Below are 15,159 nucleotides of genomic sequence, written 5' to 3' on the forward strand. Positions count from 1 at the left end.
CACATAAGATGTGATCTCTATGCGATCAAAAATACCTTGTAATAGGTATATTCGGCAGGGCTAGAAACCACACATATGGAATGGATGATGATGAAGAAGACTACTTTAGCGGTATTGGCGGCGATGGTCGCGCCAATGGTGCCAATGGCGGCAAATGCGCATCAGGCCGGGGATTTCCTGCTGCGCGCTGGCGCGGCGACGGTGCGTCCGACCACCGGTTCGGATGACGTGCTGGGTCAGGGCTCATTCGACGCCAGTAACAATACCCAGCTTGGGCTGACTTTCGGCTATATGGTAACGGACAACATCGGCGTTGAATTGCTGGCGGCAACCCCGTTCCGCCATAAAGTGTCGCTCAGCGGCCAGGCGGTCAGCGGCGATATCGCTACCGTGCACCACCTGCCGCCGACGCTGATGGCGCAATATTACTTTGGCGACCGTCAGGATAAGCTGCGTCCTTATCTGGGCGTGGGCGTCAACTACACCACCTTCTTTGATGAAAAATTCAATCAGAAAGGCAAGGACACCGGTCTGAGCAACCTGAGCCTGAAAGACTCCTGGGGCGTTGCGGCGCAGGCTGGCCTGGACTATAACCTGGATGAGCACTGGATGCTGAACATGTCAGTGTGGTGGATGAACATCGAAACCAAAGCCCGCTTTGACGATGCGTCCGGCGGCCATCACAGCATTGATACGCGCCTGGATCCGTGGGTATTCATGTTTGGTGCCGGCTACCGTTTCTAAGCAGCGCGTGTTTCACGGGGAGGCGCCTTGCGGCGCCTCCTTGGGGTTTACTTCAATTGCATCACGTTTTCTACCGACTTCACGCCGGCGACGCCGCGGGTAACCTGCACCGCACGGTTGGCGTCTGCGCTGGTGCTGACAAAACCGCTTAGCTGCACGCGCCCTTTAAAGGTTTCCACGCTGATCTCCCGCGATTTGATGTTTTTATCCGCCAGCAGCGCCGATTTCACCTTGGTGGTGATTACTGTGTCGTCAATATAGCCGCCAGTTCCCTCTGATTTCGCCGTCGGCGCGCAGGCCGTTACCGCCAGCGCCATCACACCGGCCATACACAGTGCCGCAAGGGTTTTAAATAGCTTCATAGTTACTCTCCATGCCATGTTATTTTTTTAACGACAGACTACGTTGGCGTACGGATTGCCGCAGCCATCATTAGTGTGAAACAAAGGACAGATTAGTCAATCGGATATTGGGAAATATGATGAGGTTATTCTTAAAGCCGGGTGCGTGGGGCGCACCCGGTAAAGCAAGGTTCAGCCGCGGGTGGCGTCCTTCATCTCACTGACGAATTTGCCCAGCTTGGCGAGCATCTCTGCCGGCTGTTGCTGGTACTGCTCAATGATTTTCACGATGGCGGAGCCGGAAATCGCGCCGGCAGCACCGGCCTGCAAGGCCTCACGCACCTGAGACGGCTCTGAAATACCAAACCCCTGTAGCGCAGGCGCGGCATGATATTCACGGAGCGTATTGATCAAGTGGTTCAGCGGCTGCTGCGCGCGGCTTTCGGTGCCGGTGACCCCGGCGCGGGACAGCAGGTAAGTATAACCGCGCCCGTGAGACGAAATCTCGCGCAGCAGATCGTCATTGGCATTCGGCGGACAAATGAAGATCGGCGCGATATCGTGACGCAGCGCGGCGGCGCGGAACGGCGCGGATTCTTCAAAGGGCACGTCGGCGACCAGCACCGAATCCACACCGACGTCGGCACAGCGCTGATAAAAATTATCGATGCCTTTATGGAACACCAGGTTGGCATACATCAGCAGGCCGATAGGAATATCGGGATGCTTCTGACGGATGGCCGCCAGCATTTCAAAGCACTGGCTCGGCGTTACGCCGGCGGCGAAGGCGCGCAGCGTGGCGTTTTGAATGGTAGGGCCGTCCGCCAGCGGATCAGAGAAGGGGATGCCCAGCTCCAGTGCGTCCGCGCCGTTCTCAATCAGCGTATCGATAATCTGCAGCGACAGTGTCGGGTTAGGGTCGCCCAGCGTGACGAACGGCACGAAGGCGCCTTCCTGCCGGCTCGCCAGGCGCTTGAACAGTTGCTGATAACGTTCCATCACATTTCTCCCCGTGCTTTCAGAATATCGTGAACGGTAAATATGTCTTTATCTCCGCGGCCGGACAGGTTCACCACCAGAATCTGCTCTTTCTGCGGCGTTTCACGGATCATTTTCAGGGCGTGCGCCAGCGCATGGGAGGACTCCAGCGCCGGAATAATGCCTTCGTGACGCGAGAGCGCCTTGAAGGCCTCCAACGCTTCGTCATCGGTGACGGAGACATAATCCGCCCGGCCGATGCTGTTCAGATGGGCGTGCTGCGGCCCGACGGACGGGAAATCCAGACCGGCGGAGATCGAGTAGGATTCTTCGATCTGGCCTTCCGCAGTCTGCATCATTGGCGATTTCATGCCAAAGTAGATGCCGACGTGGCCGTGTTTCAGCGGCGCGCCGTGCTGGCCGGTTTCGATGCCCAGCCCGGCAGGCTCGACGCCGATAAGTTTAACACTGGTCTCATCGATAAAATCGGCGAACATGCCGATGGCGTTGGAGCCGCCCCCCACACAGGCCAATACCGCATCCGGCAGGCGGCCTTCGCGTTCTTGCATCTGGGCCTTGGTCTCTTCGCCGATCATGCGCTGGAATTCGCGGACGATGGTCGGATAGGGATGCGGGCCGGCGGCGGTGCCTAACATATAGTGCGCCTTGTCATAGCTGGCGGACCAGTCGCGTAGCGCTTCGTTACAGGCATCTTTCAGCGTGGCGGAGCCGCTGTGCACCGGGATCACCTCGGCGCCCATTAGCCGCATGCGGAATACGTTCGGCGACTGGCGCTCAACGTCTTTGGCACCCATATAGACGCGGCACTTCAGCCCCAGCAGCGCGCTGGCCAGCGCCGACGCCACGCCGTGCTGGCCGGCGCCGGTCTCGGCGATAATTTCAGTTTTGCCCATGCGTTTCGCCAGCAGCGCCTGTCCCAGAACCTGGTTGGTTTTGTGGGCGCCGCCGTGCAGCAGGTCTTCACGTTTCAGATACAGTTTGGTGTTGGTGCCGGCGGTCAGGTTTTTACACAGCGTCAGCGCGGTAGGGCGCCCGGCGTAGTTTTTCAGCAGGTCGATAAACTCGGCCTGAAACTCTGGATCGCGTTGGGCGCTGACAAAGGCTTCTTCCAGTTGGATCAAAGCCGGCATCAGAATTTGCGGCACGTACATCCCGCCAAATTCACCAAAATAAGGGTTAAGCAGCGTCATCGAGGTTCCCGTCCTATGCGTTAATTCGTTAAAAATGTCTGCCGTTCAGTAAGCGCGCAGCGTCTGGAAGACGGCGCTCAGACGCTGCGCGTCTTTAATGCCGGGCTCGCTTTCCACCCCGGAATTGAAATCCAGACCGGCGCAGCCGAGCTGTGCGGCCTCAATACAGTTATCGGCGCTCAGGCCGCCGGCCAGCAGCACGTTATCCAGCGGCTCGGCGTGCAGTACGCTCCAGTCGAAGCGCTGTCCGGTGCCGCCGGCGCCGTTATCCAACAGATAGCGGTCGACGTGCTGCAGATCGCGCGCCGGCACCTGCGTTTTAACGCTCAGGGCCTTCCAGATCTGGCAGTCGGCAGGCAGGCGGGCGCGCAGGGCGCTGATATAATCCTGGTCTTCGGCGCCGTGCAGCTGTACGGCGCGCAGGCCCAGACGCTCAACGGTTTGCGCCACGGTGTCGACCTGCGCGTCGCAGAACACGCCGACGTACTTCAGCGGCGCGCCGGCGATCACTTCGCGTGCACGGCTGATATCCACATAGCGCGGTGAACGGCCGACAAAAATCAGCCCGCCATAGTTGGCGCCGGCCTGATACGCCGCCGCCGCGTCCTGCGGCCGGGTCAGGCCGCAGACTTTATTGTCGCCGAGGATCACGCGACGCACCGCCGCACGCAGATCCGGCTCCGACATCAGCGCGCTGCCGATCAGGAAACCGTTGGCAAAGCGGCTGAGCTCGCGGATCTGCGCGTAGTTATTGATGCCGGATTCGCTGATCACCGTGACGCCGTGCGGCACCTGCGGTGCCAGCGTGCGGGTGCGGTTCAGGTCGATGCTCAAATCGCGCAGGTCGCGATTATTGATACCGACGACTTTGGCGCCGAGCGTAACTGCCCGCTGCAGCTCTTCTTCGCTGATGACTTCGGTCAGTACGCCCATCTTCAGGCTGTGCGCGACCGCCGCCAGCTGTCGGTACTGCTCGTCGCTGAGCACCGACAGCATCAGCAGAACGGCGTCGGCCTGATAGTGGCGCGCCAGGTAAATCTGGTAAGGGTCGATGATAAAGTCTTTACACAGCACCGGCTGGCTGACGGCGTTACTGACCAGCGGCAGGAAGTCAAAACTGCCCTGGAAATACTTTTCATCGGTCAGCACGGAAATCGCTGAGGCGTACTCTTTATAGACGCCGGCAATCTCCGCCGGATTGAAATCTTCCCGAATCAGCCCCTTGGAAGGCGAGGCTTTCTTACATTCGAGAATAAACGCCGTTTTGGCGCCCTGTAGGGCATGGTAAAAACTGCGTTCGCTGGGGACCAGTTCGTTCTGAAAGCTGGCCAGCGGCTGTTGTTGCTGTCGTGCTGCGACCCAGAGCGCTTTATCACGAACAATCTTGTTGAGCACGGTTTCCTGCATCATTTATCCTCTTGCTGCCAACGCGGTTACTCGCTCATAGGCTTGGCCGCTGTCAATCATCGCTAATGCCTGCTGCGCGTTTTGGCGCAGGTCTTCCTGTCCGAATAATTTCAGCAGTAACGCGACGTTAGCCGCCACTGCTGCGGCGTGAGCAGGCTCGCCTTTACCTTGTAACAACCGCGCAAGAATGTCACGGTTTTCTTCCGGCGTCCCACCCAGCAGCGCTTCCAGCGGGTAGCTCGGCAGGCCGAATGACTCCGGCGTCAGGGTATAGGTGGTGATATCGCCGTTGTTCAGCTCCGCCACCTGCGTGCTGGTGTGGATCGCCACCTCGTCCATGCCGCCGCCGTGTACCACGGCGGCGCGCTGATAGCCCAGCACCCGCAACGTTTCGGCGATCGGCAGCACCAGTTCGGGGCTGTAAACGCCAATCAGCGCCAGCGGCGGTCTCGCCGGGTTAATCAGCGGCCCCAGCACGTTGAACACCGTGCGGGTTTTCAACTGCTGACGTACCGGCATCGCATGGCGGAACCCTGTGTGGTACTGCGGGGCGAACAGAAAACAGACGCCCAAATCGTCCAGCGCCTGACGCGCCTGTTCGGCCGGCAGATCCAGACGGATGCCGAAGGCCGCCAGCAGGTCGGAAGATCCAGAACGGCTGGAGACGCTGCGGTTGCCGTGTTTGGCCACCCGGGCGCCGCAGGCCGCTGCGACAAAGGCGCTGGCGGTGGAAATATTGATGCTGTTGGTGCCGTCACCGCCGGTGCCGACGATATCGGCGAACAGGTAGTCCGGGCGAGGGAACGGTTGAGCATCCGCCAGCAGCGCCTTGGCCGCGCCGGCAATTTCCGCCGGCCGCTCGCCGCGTACTTTCATGCTGATTAACGCGGCGGCCAGCTGACTGGCTTCCAGTTCGCCGCGCACGATGGCGCTGAACAGCTGCTGGCTTTCCTGCTGGCTCAGCGACTCGGCGCGGTACAGTTTTTCAAGAATAGGCTGCATTATTCTGCCCCCTTTGGCGGCTGAGCCAATGCCCAGGCCAGCGTTTGTTCCAGCAGGCGCGCGCCGTGCGTGGTTAAAATCGATTCCGGATGAAACTGGAAGCCGCAGACGCGATCGTCATCGTGCCGCACCGCCATCACCATGTCGCCAAAGCGGGCGTTCACCGTCAGGGCGGCGGGGATGTTGCTGCCCACCAGAGAATGGTAGCGCGCGACCGGCAGCGGGTTCGCCATGCCGGCGAACATTGCGTCATCGTCGTGGCGAATGGCCGAGGCCTTACCGTGCAGGATTTCGCCGGCCTGGCCGACGTGGCCGCCGTAGGCTTCCACAATCGCCTGATGCCCCAGACAGATGCCGATAATCGGCAGCCGGCCGCGCAGACGCTGCAGCAGCTCCGGCATACAGCCGGCGTCGGCCGGTGCGCCAGGCCCCGGCGACAGCATCAGCACCGGCTGTTCCAGCTGGCTCAGCCGTTCAATAATCACTTCGGCGGCGATTTGGTTGCGGTAGATCACCACCTGATGACCGCTGGCGCGCAGCTGATCCACCAGGTTGTAGGTAAAAGAGTCGACGTTGTCGAGCAGTAAGATATCGGCCATCAGAACACCTCCTTGGCATGATGCGCGGTGGCGATGGCGCGCAGCACGGCGCGTGCTTTATTGCGGGTTTCGTCGGCTTCCGCCTGCGGGACAGAGTCGAGCACTACGCCGGCACCGGCCTGCACGGTGGCGATGCCGTCTTCCACATAGGCGGAACGAATCACGATGCAGGTATCCAGATCGCCGGTGGCGGTGAAATAGCCCACGGCACCGCCGTAGCTGCCGCGGCGGCTGCCTTCGCTGGCGGCGATCAGCTGCATGGCGCGCACCTTCGGCGCGCCGCTCAGCGTGCCCATATTCATGCAGGCCTGATAGGCATGCAGCACGTCCAGATCCTGACGCAGCGTACCAACCACGCGTGACACCAGATGCATCACGAAGGAGTAGCGGTCCACTTTGGTCAGATCGGCCACGTAGCGGCTACCGGCCTGACAGATGCGCGCCAGGTCGTTACGCGCCAGATCGACCAGCATCAGGTGCTCCGCCAGCTCTTTATGGTCGGTGCGCATCTCCAGTTCAATGCGGCTGTCGAGGTCCCGATCCAGGGAGCCGTCGGCTCGGCGGCCGCGCGGGCGGGTGCCGGCAATTGGATAGATTTCAATCTGCCGGTTGCCGGCGTCATATTTCAGTGCGCTTTCCGGCGATGCGCCGAACAGCGTGAAATCGTTGTCCTGCATAAAGAACATATACGGGCTGGGGTTGTTGTCCTTCAGCGTCTGGTAGGCCGCCAGCGGCGTCGGGCAAGGCAGGGAGAAGCGGCGTGACGGCACCACCTGGAAGATTTCTCCGTGGCGGATCGCCTGCTGCAGTTCGCTGACCGCCGCGCCATATTGCTCATCGCTCTGGTTGCAGCTTAGCTGCATGTTTTCCAGCGTCTGGTGGGGAATCGGCTGCGGCGTTTGCTTCAGCTGCTGCTGTATCTGTTGCAGACGCTGTTGCAAACGCTGCTGCTCCGCATCGTCGCCGGTAAACACGCTGGCCTGCAGGCGGGCGACGCCGCGCTGGTGGTCCAGCACCAGCAGTGTTTCCGCCAGATAGAAGCAGAAATCCGGGCAGCGCTGGTCCTGACGCAGCTGCGGCAGCTCTTCAAAACCGGCCACCAGGTCGTAAGCGAACAGCCCGCCCAGCATCATTGCCTCGCGCTCGTCGGCCGGGGAGTCGACCAGCTTCAGCAGCGTGCGCAGCGCATCGAATACCGACAGCGAACGCAGACGCGCATCTTCATCCTGCACTGCATCAATCTGCGGGAAGGTCAGCTCACGGCCATTGGGGCGTACGGCAATCTGCACCTCGGCCGGCAGCGCCTCATCCAGCAGCGGCAGCAGCGCGGCGCCGTTGGCGCTCAGCGCCTGCAGGCTGACCTGACGCCCCAGCGCGGTAATGCGCAGTGCGCTATCGATCACCAGCAGGCTTTGCAGGTTCTGTTTGCTTTCAATTTCCGCCGACTCCAGCAGCAGTGTGGCCGGCCGGGCGCCGCACAGCTGGTGGAACAGGGTGGTGGGGTCGCCCCGGTAGTCGGCTTGCGCCTTGAGTAATGTCAGTTGTGGTTTGCTCATTGACTGTACTTCCCGTTAAATTTTGCCCATAAAAAAGCCCGCATTACTGCGGGCCTGGAGAATCTGCATTGTCGGATGACAGGTATGCGTGATTACACCGCCCGCGAAAGGGAGGTACGCCACCAACGAAGAAGAGAAGTTTGTTTGCTCATTATCGCGCTCTCGCTAATTATCATCCAACACGGGGATTGCCGTGAACTTGTGTACTAGTTAACTGGTTCATGGCTGCGATGTCAATACTTTTAATCAGCAATGTTTTTATCAGCGTCGTGAATTATTTTCATCCAACGCATCGTCGGGGCCGGAGAATAGATTTCCGTCCGGACGGCATTAGCGGTTATGATAAAAAGCTAAGCCATTGCAGGATATTTCTTTTGACTGACACCACTGCTCCATCCTCCGCCTTTACCCTGTACGATCTCCACAGCCACACTACCGCTTCAGACGGGTCTTGCACGCCAGCACAACTGGTACAGCGTGCGGCGGAGATGCGCGTCGGCGTACTGGCGATTACCGACCACGACACCACCGATGGCCTGGCGGCGGCGGCGGCGGCCATCGAGCAGCAGGCGCTGCCGCTGCGGCTGGTCAACGGCGTGGAGATCTCCACCCTGTGGGAAAATCACGAGATCCATATCGTCGGTCTGGGCATCGATCCGGCACATCCGGCGATGGTGCAGCTGTTGGCGGAGCAGATTGAACGGCGGCAGCAGCGCGCGCAGGAAATTGGCGTCCGTTTGGCCAAAGCGCGTATCGAAGGCGCCTTTGAAGGCGCACAGCGGCTGGCCGACGGCGGAGCGGTAACGCGCGGACATTTTGCCCGTTACCTGGTGCAGGTCGGCGTCGCCGACAATATCGCCCAGGTGTTTAAAAAATATCTGGCCAAGGGGAAAACCGGCTACGTTCCGCCACGGTGGTGTACAATAGAACAAGCCATTGATGTGATTCATCAATCCGGCGGACAGGCGGTTGTCGCGCATCCCGGTCGTTATGATCTGACGGCGAAATGGCTAAAACGCCTGCTGGCGTATTTTGCCGAACACGGCGGCGATGCGATGGAAGTTGCCCAGTGTCAGCAGGCGCCGAATGAACGTACGCAGCTGGCGCAATATGCCCAGGATTTTCAGCTGCTGGCGTCGCAGGGCTCAGATTTTCATCAACCCTGCGCCTGGATTGAACTGGGACGCAAACTGTGGCTGCCCGGCGGCGTAGAGCCGGTGTGGCGTGACTGGCCGCTGGCGCGGCAATGATTGGTTAGCCTGACGCATCAGGCATGAGTGCGGGCGGCGGCGTCCGCGTGCAGCACTTTTAGGAGTAACAGATGAGCCAGCTTTTTTATATTCACCCGGACAACCCGCAACCGCGTTTAATCAATCAGGCGGTTGATGTGCTGCGCAAAGGCGGGGTGATCGTGTATCCGACCGACTCCGGCTATGCGCTGGGGTGCAGGCTGGAAGAGAAATCGGCCATGGAGCGTATCTGCCGTATCCGTCAACTGGACGGCCACCATAACTTTACGCTGATGTGCCGCGACTTGTCGGAGCTGTCGACCTATGCCTACGTGGATAACACGGCATTCCGCCTGATCAAGAATAATACGCCGGGGCATTACACCTTTATCCTCAAGGCGACCAAAGAAGTGCCGCGTCGCCTGATGAACGACAAGCGTAAAACTATCGGCCTGCGCGTACCGTCCAACCCGATTGCGCTGGCGCTGCTGGAAGCGCTCAATGAACCGATGATGTCGACCACGCTGATGCTGCCGGGCAATGATTTTGCCGAATCCGACCCGGAAGAGATTAGCGATCACCTGGGTAAACAGGTCGATCTGGTGATCCACGGCGGCTTCCTGGGGCAGCAGCCGACCACGGTGGTAGACCTGACGGAGGCCGCGCCGGAAGTGATGCGCGAGGGTGCCGGCGACCCGTCGCCGTTCCGCTGATAACTCTATAGAAATTCTGAAAATCGGCTTTCGCGACCGCAAACGTGGCGAAAACCGCTATTCTACGATAACAAAATAATAAGTAATGGCAGGGCGCGTAACAATGATAAAACAGACTTTACTGGTCGCTTCCTTACTGGTTTCTTCGGCGGCGAACGCCGGTTTTTATTCTGGCAGCGCGCTGTTAGCGGAAAGTGACGGCTATGTGAAGAATAAAAACGGCGTGGCGACCGTCGCCGAGGCGTTGAACGGCGGTATGTTCATGGGCTATGTCGCCGGGGTATTCGATACTTATTCGATGCAGGGCAACCGCAACATCTGCCCGGATGCCGGAATGAGCGTCGGCACGGCGTCCGACGCGGTGATGCAATACCTCAACGACCATCCTGAACAACTGCACTATTCGGCGCCGTCGGTGATTATGCTGGCGCTGGCAGCCGCTTATCCTTGCGAGCGTCACTAATGTTGTCAGAGGGCTGGCGCTCGCCGGCCCTGTCTTGCGGCTGATGCCGTATTCCCCACTTTGTAAGATTCTCAGCGTTTACCCTTGGCACCTGATCCCTGGTGATATCCGGCTAGCATAAAGTAACGCCTGTGTTGTGGCCGAGGCGGTTACTGATAATTCCTGGCGGTACACCGTCATTCCACATGCTTTGCGCTGGCGTCATGCGCATGGTGTGCGTAGAAACGTGCTTATGCGTTATTAGGCTTATTTCAGGCTGTCAGCGCTGGGTGAAAAACGAACATTCTTTTTAGAATCATTAATTCTAAAATTTGTGTAGAATGTGCGGCCACGTTGAATGATGCGTGGTAGCTGGTGTGGTGCCGCGTGTGCCATGCAGCGTGCCAAAAAGTGTGCAAGATTATAGGGTTATGGCGCCGATTGCCGTAACTGATTGAACGTATAGTATACGCAGACGCCTGTGAAGGCGACGCAAGAGGTTGCTCCATGAGCGAAAAATTACAGAAAGTTTTAGCGCGTGCCGGTCACGGTTCGCGTCGTGAAATTGAAGGCATGATTGAAGCCGGACGCGTCAGCGTCGACGGTAAAGTGGCGACGCTGGGCGATCGCGTGGAAGTGAATCCGGCGATGAAAATCCGTATTGACGGCCATGTGGTGTCGGTAAAAGAGTCGGAAGAGGCTGTGTGCCGCGTACTGGCTTATTACAAACCGGAAGGCGAGCTCTGCACCCGCAGCGATCCGGAAGGGCGCCCGACGGTGTTCGATCGTCTGCCGAAACTGCGTGGTTCGCGCTGGGTGGCCGTGGGCCGTCTGGATGTGAATACTTCGGGGCTGCTGCTGTTCACTACCGACGGTGAACTGGCCAACCGTCTGATGCACCCGAGCCGTGAAGTTGAACGTGAGTATGCCGTGCGCGTATTCGGTCAGATTGACGACGACAAGGTGAAACAGCTGAGCCGTGGCGTACAGCTGGAAGATGGCCCGGCGGCGTTCCGCACCATCAAGTTCCAGGGCGGGGAAGGCTTGAACCAGTGGTACAACGTAACGCTGACCGAAGGACGCAACCGCGAAGTGCGTCGCTTATGGGAGGCGGTCGGCGTACAGGTCAGCCGTTTGATCCGCGTGCGTTATGGTGATATCGATCTGCCGAAAGGCCTGCCGCGCGGCGGCTGGGCTGAACTGGATCTGTCATCGATCAACTACCTGCGCGAACTGGTGGAGTTGAAGCCGGAAACGGTCAGTAAGCTGCCGGTCGAGCGTGAGCGTCGCCGCGTGAAGGCCAACCAGATTCGCCGTGCGGTGAAGCGTCACAGCCAGGTCTCTCCAGGACGCCGTGGCAACGGCGGCGGCAAGCCGGCGGGCGCTAAATCTGCCGCCAAGCCGACGCGTAAACGCAGCTAATCCGCAGCCCCGCGTAGCCGCCAATCGACGGCTACGCGGAGGATGATTACCAGTCGATGCCCTGTTGGGCTTTGATGCCGGCGTCAAACGCATGTTTCACCGGTCGCATCTCCGTCACCGTATCCGCCAGTTCCAGTAAATCACGATGGCAGCCGCGGCCGGTAATTATCACCGTCTGATGGGCCGGGCGCTGCGCCAGCGCCGTCATTACCGCTTCCAGTTCCAGATAGCCGTATGCGACCATATAGGTCAGCTCATCCAACAGCACCACATCCAGCGACGCATCGGCCAGCATGCGTTTAGCGTGCTGCCAGACCGCCTGACAGGCCGCCGTATCGTTCTCTTTACTTTGCGTCTCCCAGGTAAAGCCGGTAGCCATCACCTGAAACTCCACGCCATGCTGCTGCAGCAGATTCTTTTCACCGTTGGGCCATTCGCCCTTGATAAACTGAATGACGCCGGCCTGCATGCCGTGGCCTACCGCGCGGGTGACCGTGCCGAACGCCGCGGTGGTTTTCCCTTTCCCGTTGCCGGTGAATACCAACAGTAACCCCCGGCTTTCCTGCGCGGCGGCAATACGCGCGTCGACCTGCTCTTTTAACCGCTGCTGACGCTGCTGGTGGCGATCTTCAGCCATAAGGCATTCTCCCTATTCGGCGGCGCCGGGTTTGCGGTTGGGCTGGGCGTCAAAGCTCATGCCGGTTTTACGGCGGCTGTCATCACCCATCAGATACAGGTACAGCGGCATGATATCCGCCGGGGTTTTCAGCTTGTTTTTGTCTTCATGCGGGAAGGCGGCGGCGCGCATACTGGTGCGCGTTCCGCCCGGATTGATGCAGTTTACCCGCAGATGGCGGCTTTTATACTCTTCCGCCAGCACCTGCATCATGCCTTCGGTGGCGAATTTGGAGACGGCATAAGCGCCCCAGCCGGCGCGTCCCATGCGGCCAACGCTGGAGGTGGTAAAGATCAGCGAGCCGGCAGGGGATTTTAACAGCAGCGGCAGCAGCGCCTGGGTCAGCATAAAGGTGGCGTTGACGTTGACCTGCATCACATCGTGCCACATTGCCATATCGATCTCGGCCATTGGCACGATATCACCCAACAGGCCGGCGTTATGCAGTACGCCGTCCAGACGCGGCAGCTGATCCGTCAGGTCGGCGGCGACCTGGCGGCATTGCTCCTGCGTGGCATGCAGCAGATCCAGCGTGACGGTCAGCGCCGGCGCGCCGCCCTGGGCGGCAATTTCGTCGCGAACCGCCAACAGTTTGCTTTCGGTGCGGCCCAGTAGCACCAGCTGTGCGCCGAAACGCGCATAGGTTAATGCGGCTTCGCGGCCGATGCCGTCGCCTGCGCCGGTAACCAGAATGATGCGTTGCTCCAGCAGATCGTGTTTAGGGTTGTAATGCACAATAATTCCTCGCGCCGTGACGGGCAATTTCCACCGTTTTCGGGGAAATGCAGTGGGTGTGGGAGGCCGGCGGCGGGCGTGTCGGTTCGACGGTCGCGCTGGCCCCGCAGCGAATGCGATGATCACATTGATAAATAATGCGTGTTATATGCCTGAAACGGATCGCATTTTCAATGATAAGGCGGGCGAAACGGCATTCTTTTGTAACAAAAACGGAACAATCCCAGCGTGCCGCCCGGGTGAAGACGCTCATCCGATGCGTCGCGTATTCCAGGAAGGGGAATTTGCCGCGACAGCCGGGGGAACAGTTGGCTAGAATGAACGAAGACAACTAACAACCTGTTATCAAGGCGGAATCTGTGGAGTTTATATCTGTTTACGGCCTGTTTTTGGCCAAGGTCGCCACGGTGGCGATCGCTATCGCCGCGCTGGCGCTGCTGGCGGTAAGTCTGGGACATCGCAAGAGCCAGCAAAAAGGGGAGCTGCGGCTGACCGATCTCGGCGAACAATACCGCGATATGCAGCGTGATATGCGTCTGGCGCGGATGGATGCGGCAGAGCAAAAAATCTGGAACAAGCAGTTTAAGAAGCAGACCAAGGCCGACGATAAGCTCAAAAAGCAGCGGGCGAAGGCGGGCGCGGTGGAGGCGGGTAAGCCTTGTCTCTACGTGCTGGATTTCAAGGGCAGCATGGACGCGCATGAAGTCTCTTCACTGCGCGAAGAGGTCTCTGCCGTGCTGGCGGTGGCGACTGCGCAGGACGAAGTGCTGCTGCGTCTGGAAAGCCCTGGCGGCGTGGTACACGGTTACGGCCTGGCCGCTTCGCAGTTGGAACGCCTGCGCAACGGCGGCATCCGCCTGACGGTGGCGGTGGACAAAGTCGCCGCCAGCGGCGGTTATATGATGGCCTGCGTGGCGGATCGCATTGTGGCGGCGCCGTTTGCCATCATCGGCTCCATCGGCGTGGTGGCGCAGATCCCCAACTTCCACCGCCTGCTGAAAAAGAACAATGTGGACGTCGAGTTGCACACCGCCGGCCAGTTCAAACGTACGCTGACGCTGTTTGGTGAAAACACCGACGAAGGGCGTGAGAAGTTCCGCGAGGAGCTGAATGAAACCCATCTGCTGTTCAAGCAGTTCGTCCATCAGCAACGTCCTTCGCTGGATATCGACAGCGTGGCGACCGGTGAGCACTGGCTCGGCACGCAGGCCCGGGAAAAAGGACTGGTCGACGCGGTGGGCACCAGCGATGACCTGCTGATTGCCGAAATGGAAACCCATGAGGTGATCGGGGTGCGCTATACCCGCCATAAACGGCTGATCGACCGCTTTACCGGCAGCGCGGCGGAAAGCGCCGATCGCCTGCTGCTGCGCTGGTGGCAGCGCGGAGAAAAGCCGCTGCTGTAAGCCGGGGAGTATCGAGGGGGCCTTGGCCCCCGTTTTTTTATCCGTCGCTCAATCGATCAGATGGTATTTTTCTGAAAGTCGGTGGGCGAGATGTTTAAACATATTAAATACCGCCGTAGTTTTTGCCGTCGGCAAACCGTCCGGGTCTAAAAAGAATTCGCCGCGAAATACCAACACGCCGTTTTTTTGTTCGACATCGGTGGCGACCATGCCGTGGAGATAATCCTCATGCTGACGGATGATGTTATTTGCTTCTTTGAGTAACGCTTCGCGGTTAATCGGTGAAGTATCATTGTTCATTTATTGCACTCCGGATATCTTTACTGCGCATATACTAGCGCTGCTTTCCGTTTATCCGCAAATAAACTAAGGTTTAGCTGCCGTCCGGACGGCTGGCAGGCTATGGAAATTGGCGAAAAAGCGTTTTCCGTGCTAATTAGGTTGCGTGGCGCTTTTTATCAGGTACAGTGTGGGATTTTGCGGCCTCAGGTGGAAATTTTTGTTTACGCCAACGGCGAGCCATAGACGGCCATACCTCTGGAGCATGGCTGAAAGGCGGGGGCGATCAGCAACTTGCGTTCAGGTTGAGCAGTTAAGCAGCCAACGGAAAAAAACATGTTGATCTCCGGCCAGACTGCCGCAATATAAAAAAGAGATGTGAATTGCCGCGGCACGGCGAGATAAAAGACTTCTTTTCA

General features: G+C 59.1%; 14 protein-coding genes, 1 pseudogene and 1 other annotated feature. Of the genes and pseudogenes, 6 read left to right on the forward strand and 9 right to left on the reverse strand.

All coding sequences use genetic code 11. The features are described 5' to 3' along the window. Positions 1–90: 90 nt before the first annotated feature. The gene (ompW, locus tag HF675_RS11195; protein WP_145961170.1) at positions 91–744 is read left to right on the forward strand and encodes an outer membrane protein OmpW; all 654 of its coding nucleotides are present in this window, start codon (positions 91–93) and stop codon (positions 742–744) included. Positions 745–791: 47 nt separating this feature from the next. Here the strand turns inward: ompW and HF675_RS11200 are convergent, their stop codons facing one another. The 6 genes and pseudogenes from HF675_RS11200 to HF675_RS11230 form a co-directional block, all read right to left on the reverse strand. Continuing rightward, positions 792–1,106: a BON domain-containing protein gene (locus HF675_RS11200; RefSeq protein WP_105231327.1), complete on the reverse strand. Its 315-nt coding sequence runs from the start codon at positions 1,104–1,106 to the stop codon at positions 792–794. 171 nt (positions 1,107–1,277) lie between these two features. Beyond that, a complete protein-coding gene (gene trpA, locus HF675_RS11205) occupies positions 1,278–2,084 on the reverse strand; it encodes a tryptophan synthase subunit alpha (protein WP_105231326.1) in 807 nt (268 codons plus the stop codon). Next, a complete protein-coding gene (gene trpB, locus HF675_RS11210) occupies positions 2,084–3,274 on the reverse strand; it encodes a tryptophan synthase subunit beta (RefSeq protein WP_105231325.1) in 1,191 nt (396 codons plus the stop codon). Before trpB ends, trpA begins: the two co-directional genes overlap by 1 nt. Positions 3,275–3,319: 45 nt before the next feature. Continuing rightward, positions 3,320–4,681 (reverse strand): bifunctional indole-3-glycerol-phosphate synthase TrpC/phosphoribosylanthranilate isomerase TrpF, encoded by a 1,362-nt coding sequence (trpCF, locus tag HF675_RS11215; RefSeq protein WP_187044727.1) that lies wholly within the window; start codon positions 4,679–4,681, stop codon positions 3,320–3,322. A gap of 3 nt (positions 4,682–4,684) precedes the next feature. Next, positions 4,685–6,282: pseudogene (gene trpD, locus HF675_RS23800) on the reverse strand (bifunctional anthranilate synthase glutamate amidotransferase component TrpG/anthranilate phosphoribosyltransferase TrpD). Continuing rightward, positions 6,282–7,838, reverse strand: coding sequence for an anthranilate synthase component 1 (locus tag HF675_RS11230; protein ID WP_105231321.1), 1,557 nt, complete (start codon positions 7,836–7,838; stop codon positions 6,282–6,284). The pseudogene trpD and the gene HF675_RS11230 overlap by 1 nt, the downstream one beginning before the upstream one ends. 28 nt (positions 7,839–7,866) lie before the next feature. After that, positions 7,867–7,969, reverse strand: a sequence feature (Trp leader region). 243 nt (positions 7,970–8,212) lie between these two features. Here HF675_RS11230 and HF675_RS11235 point away from each other — a divergent pair. From HF675_RS11235 to rluB, 4 genes are all read left to right on the forward strand, one after another. Further along, positions 8,213–9,088, forward strand: a complete 876-nt coding sequence (locus tag HF675_RS11235; protein WP_187044613.1) for a PHP domain-containing protein — start codon at positions 8,213–8,215, stop codon at positions 9,086–9,088. A 71-nt stretch (positions 9,089–9,159) separates the two neighbouring features. After that, positions 9,160–9,780, forward strand: a complete 621-nt coding sequence (locus HF675_RS11240) for an L-threonylcarbamoyladenylate synthase (protein ID WP_111736995.1) — start codon at positions 9,160–9,162, stop codon at positions 9,778–9,780. Between the two features lie 103 nt (positions 9,781–9,883). Then, positions 9,884–10,243: a Rap1a/Tai family immunity protein gene (locus HF675_RS11245; RefSeq protein ID WP_105231318.1), complete on the forward strand. Its 360-nt coding sequence runs from the start codon at positions 9,884–9,886 to the stop codon at positions 10,241–10,243. A gap of 486 nt (positions 10,244–10,729) precedes the next feature. Next, positions 10,730–11,644 carry a 23S rRNA pseudouridine(2605) synthase RluB gene (gene rluB, locus HF675_RS11250; RefSeq protein WP_105231317.1) on the forward strand — a complete coding sequence of 305 codons (915 nt, stop codon included), beginning with the start codon at positions 10,730–10,732 and terminating at the stop codon, positions 11,642–11,644. A 46-nt stretch (positions 11,645–11,690) separates the two neighbouring features. Here rluB and cobO read toward each other — a convergent pair whose 3' ends face one another. Further along, entirely contained in the window at positions 11,691–12,281 is a 591-nt protein-coding gene (gene cobO, locus HF675_RS11255; protein ID WP_187044614.1) for a cob(I)yrinic acid a,c-diamide adenosyltransferase, read from the reverse strand. A gap of 12 nt (positions 12,282–12,293) precedes the next feature. Then, positions 12,294–13,055: a YciK family oxidoreductase gene (locus HF675_RS11260; protein ID WP_105231315.1), complete on the reverse strand. Its 762-nt coding sequence runs from the start codon at positions 13,053–13,055 to the stop codon at positions 12,294–12,296. A gap of 359 nt (positions 13,056–13,414) precedes the next feature. On the opposite strand from HF675_RS11260, the gene sohB reads away from it, so the two are divergent. After that, entirely contained in the window at positions 13,415–14,461 is a 1,047-nt protein-coding gene (gene sohB, locus HF675_RS11265) for a protease SohB (protein ID WP_105231314.1), read from the forward strand. A gap of 48 nt (positions 14,462–14,509) precedes the next feature. Here the strand turns inward: sohB and HF675_RS11270 are convergent, their stop codons facing one another. Beyond that, on the reverse strand, positions 14,510–14,761 hold the full coding sequence (locus tag HF675_RS11270) for a YciN family protein (protein ID WP_187044615.1): 252 nt from the start codon (positions 14,759–14,761) through the stop codon (positions 14,510–14,512). Positions 14,762–15,159: the final 398 nt, after the last annotated feature.

The organism is Serratia sp. JUb9 (assembly GCF_014298095.1).
GTDB lineage: Bacteria > Pseudomonadota > Gammaproteobacteria > Enterobacterales > Enterobacteriaceae > Serratia_B > Serratia_B rhizosphaerae.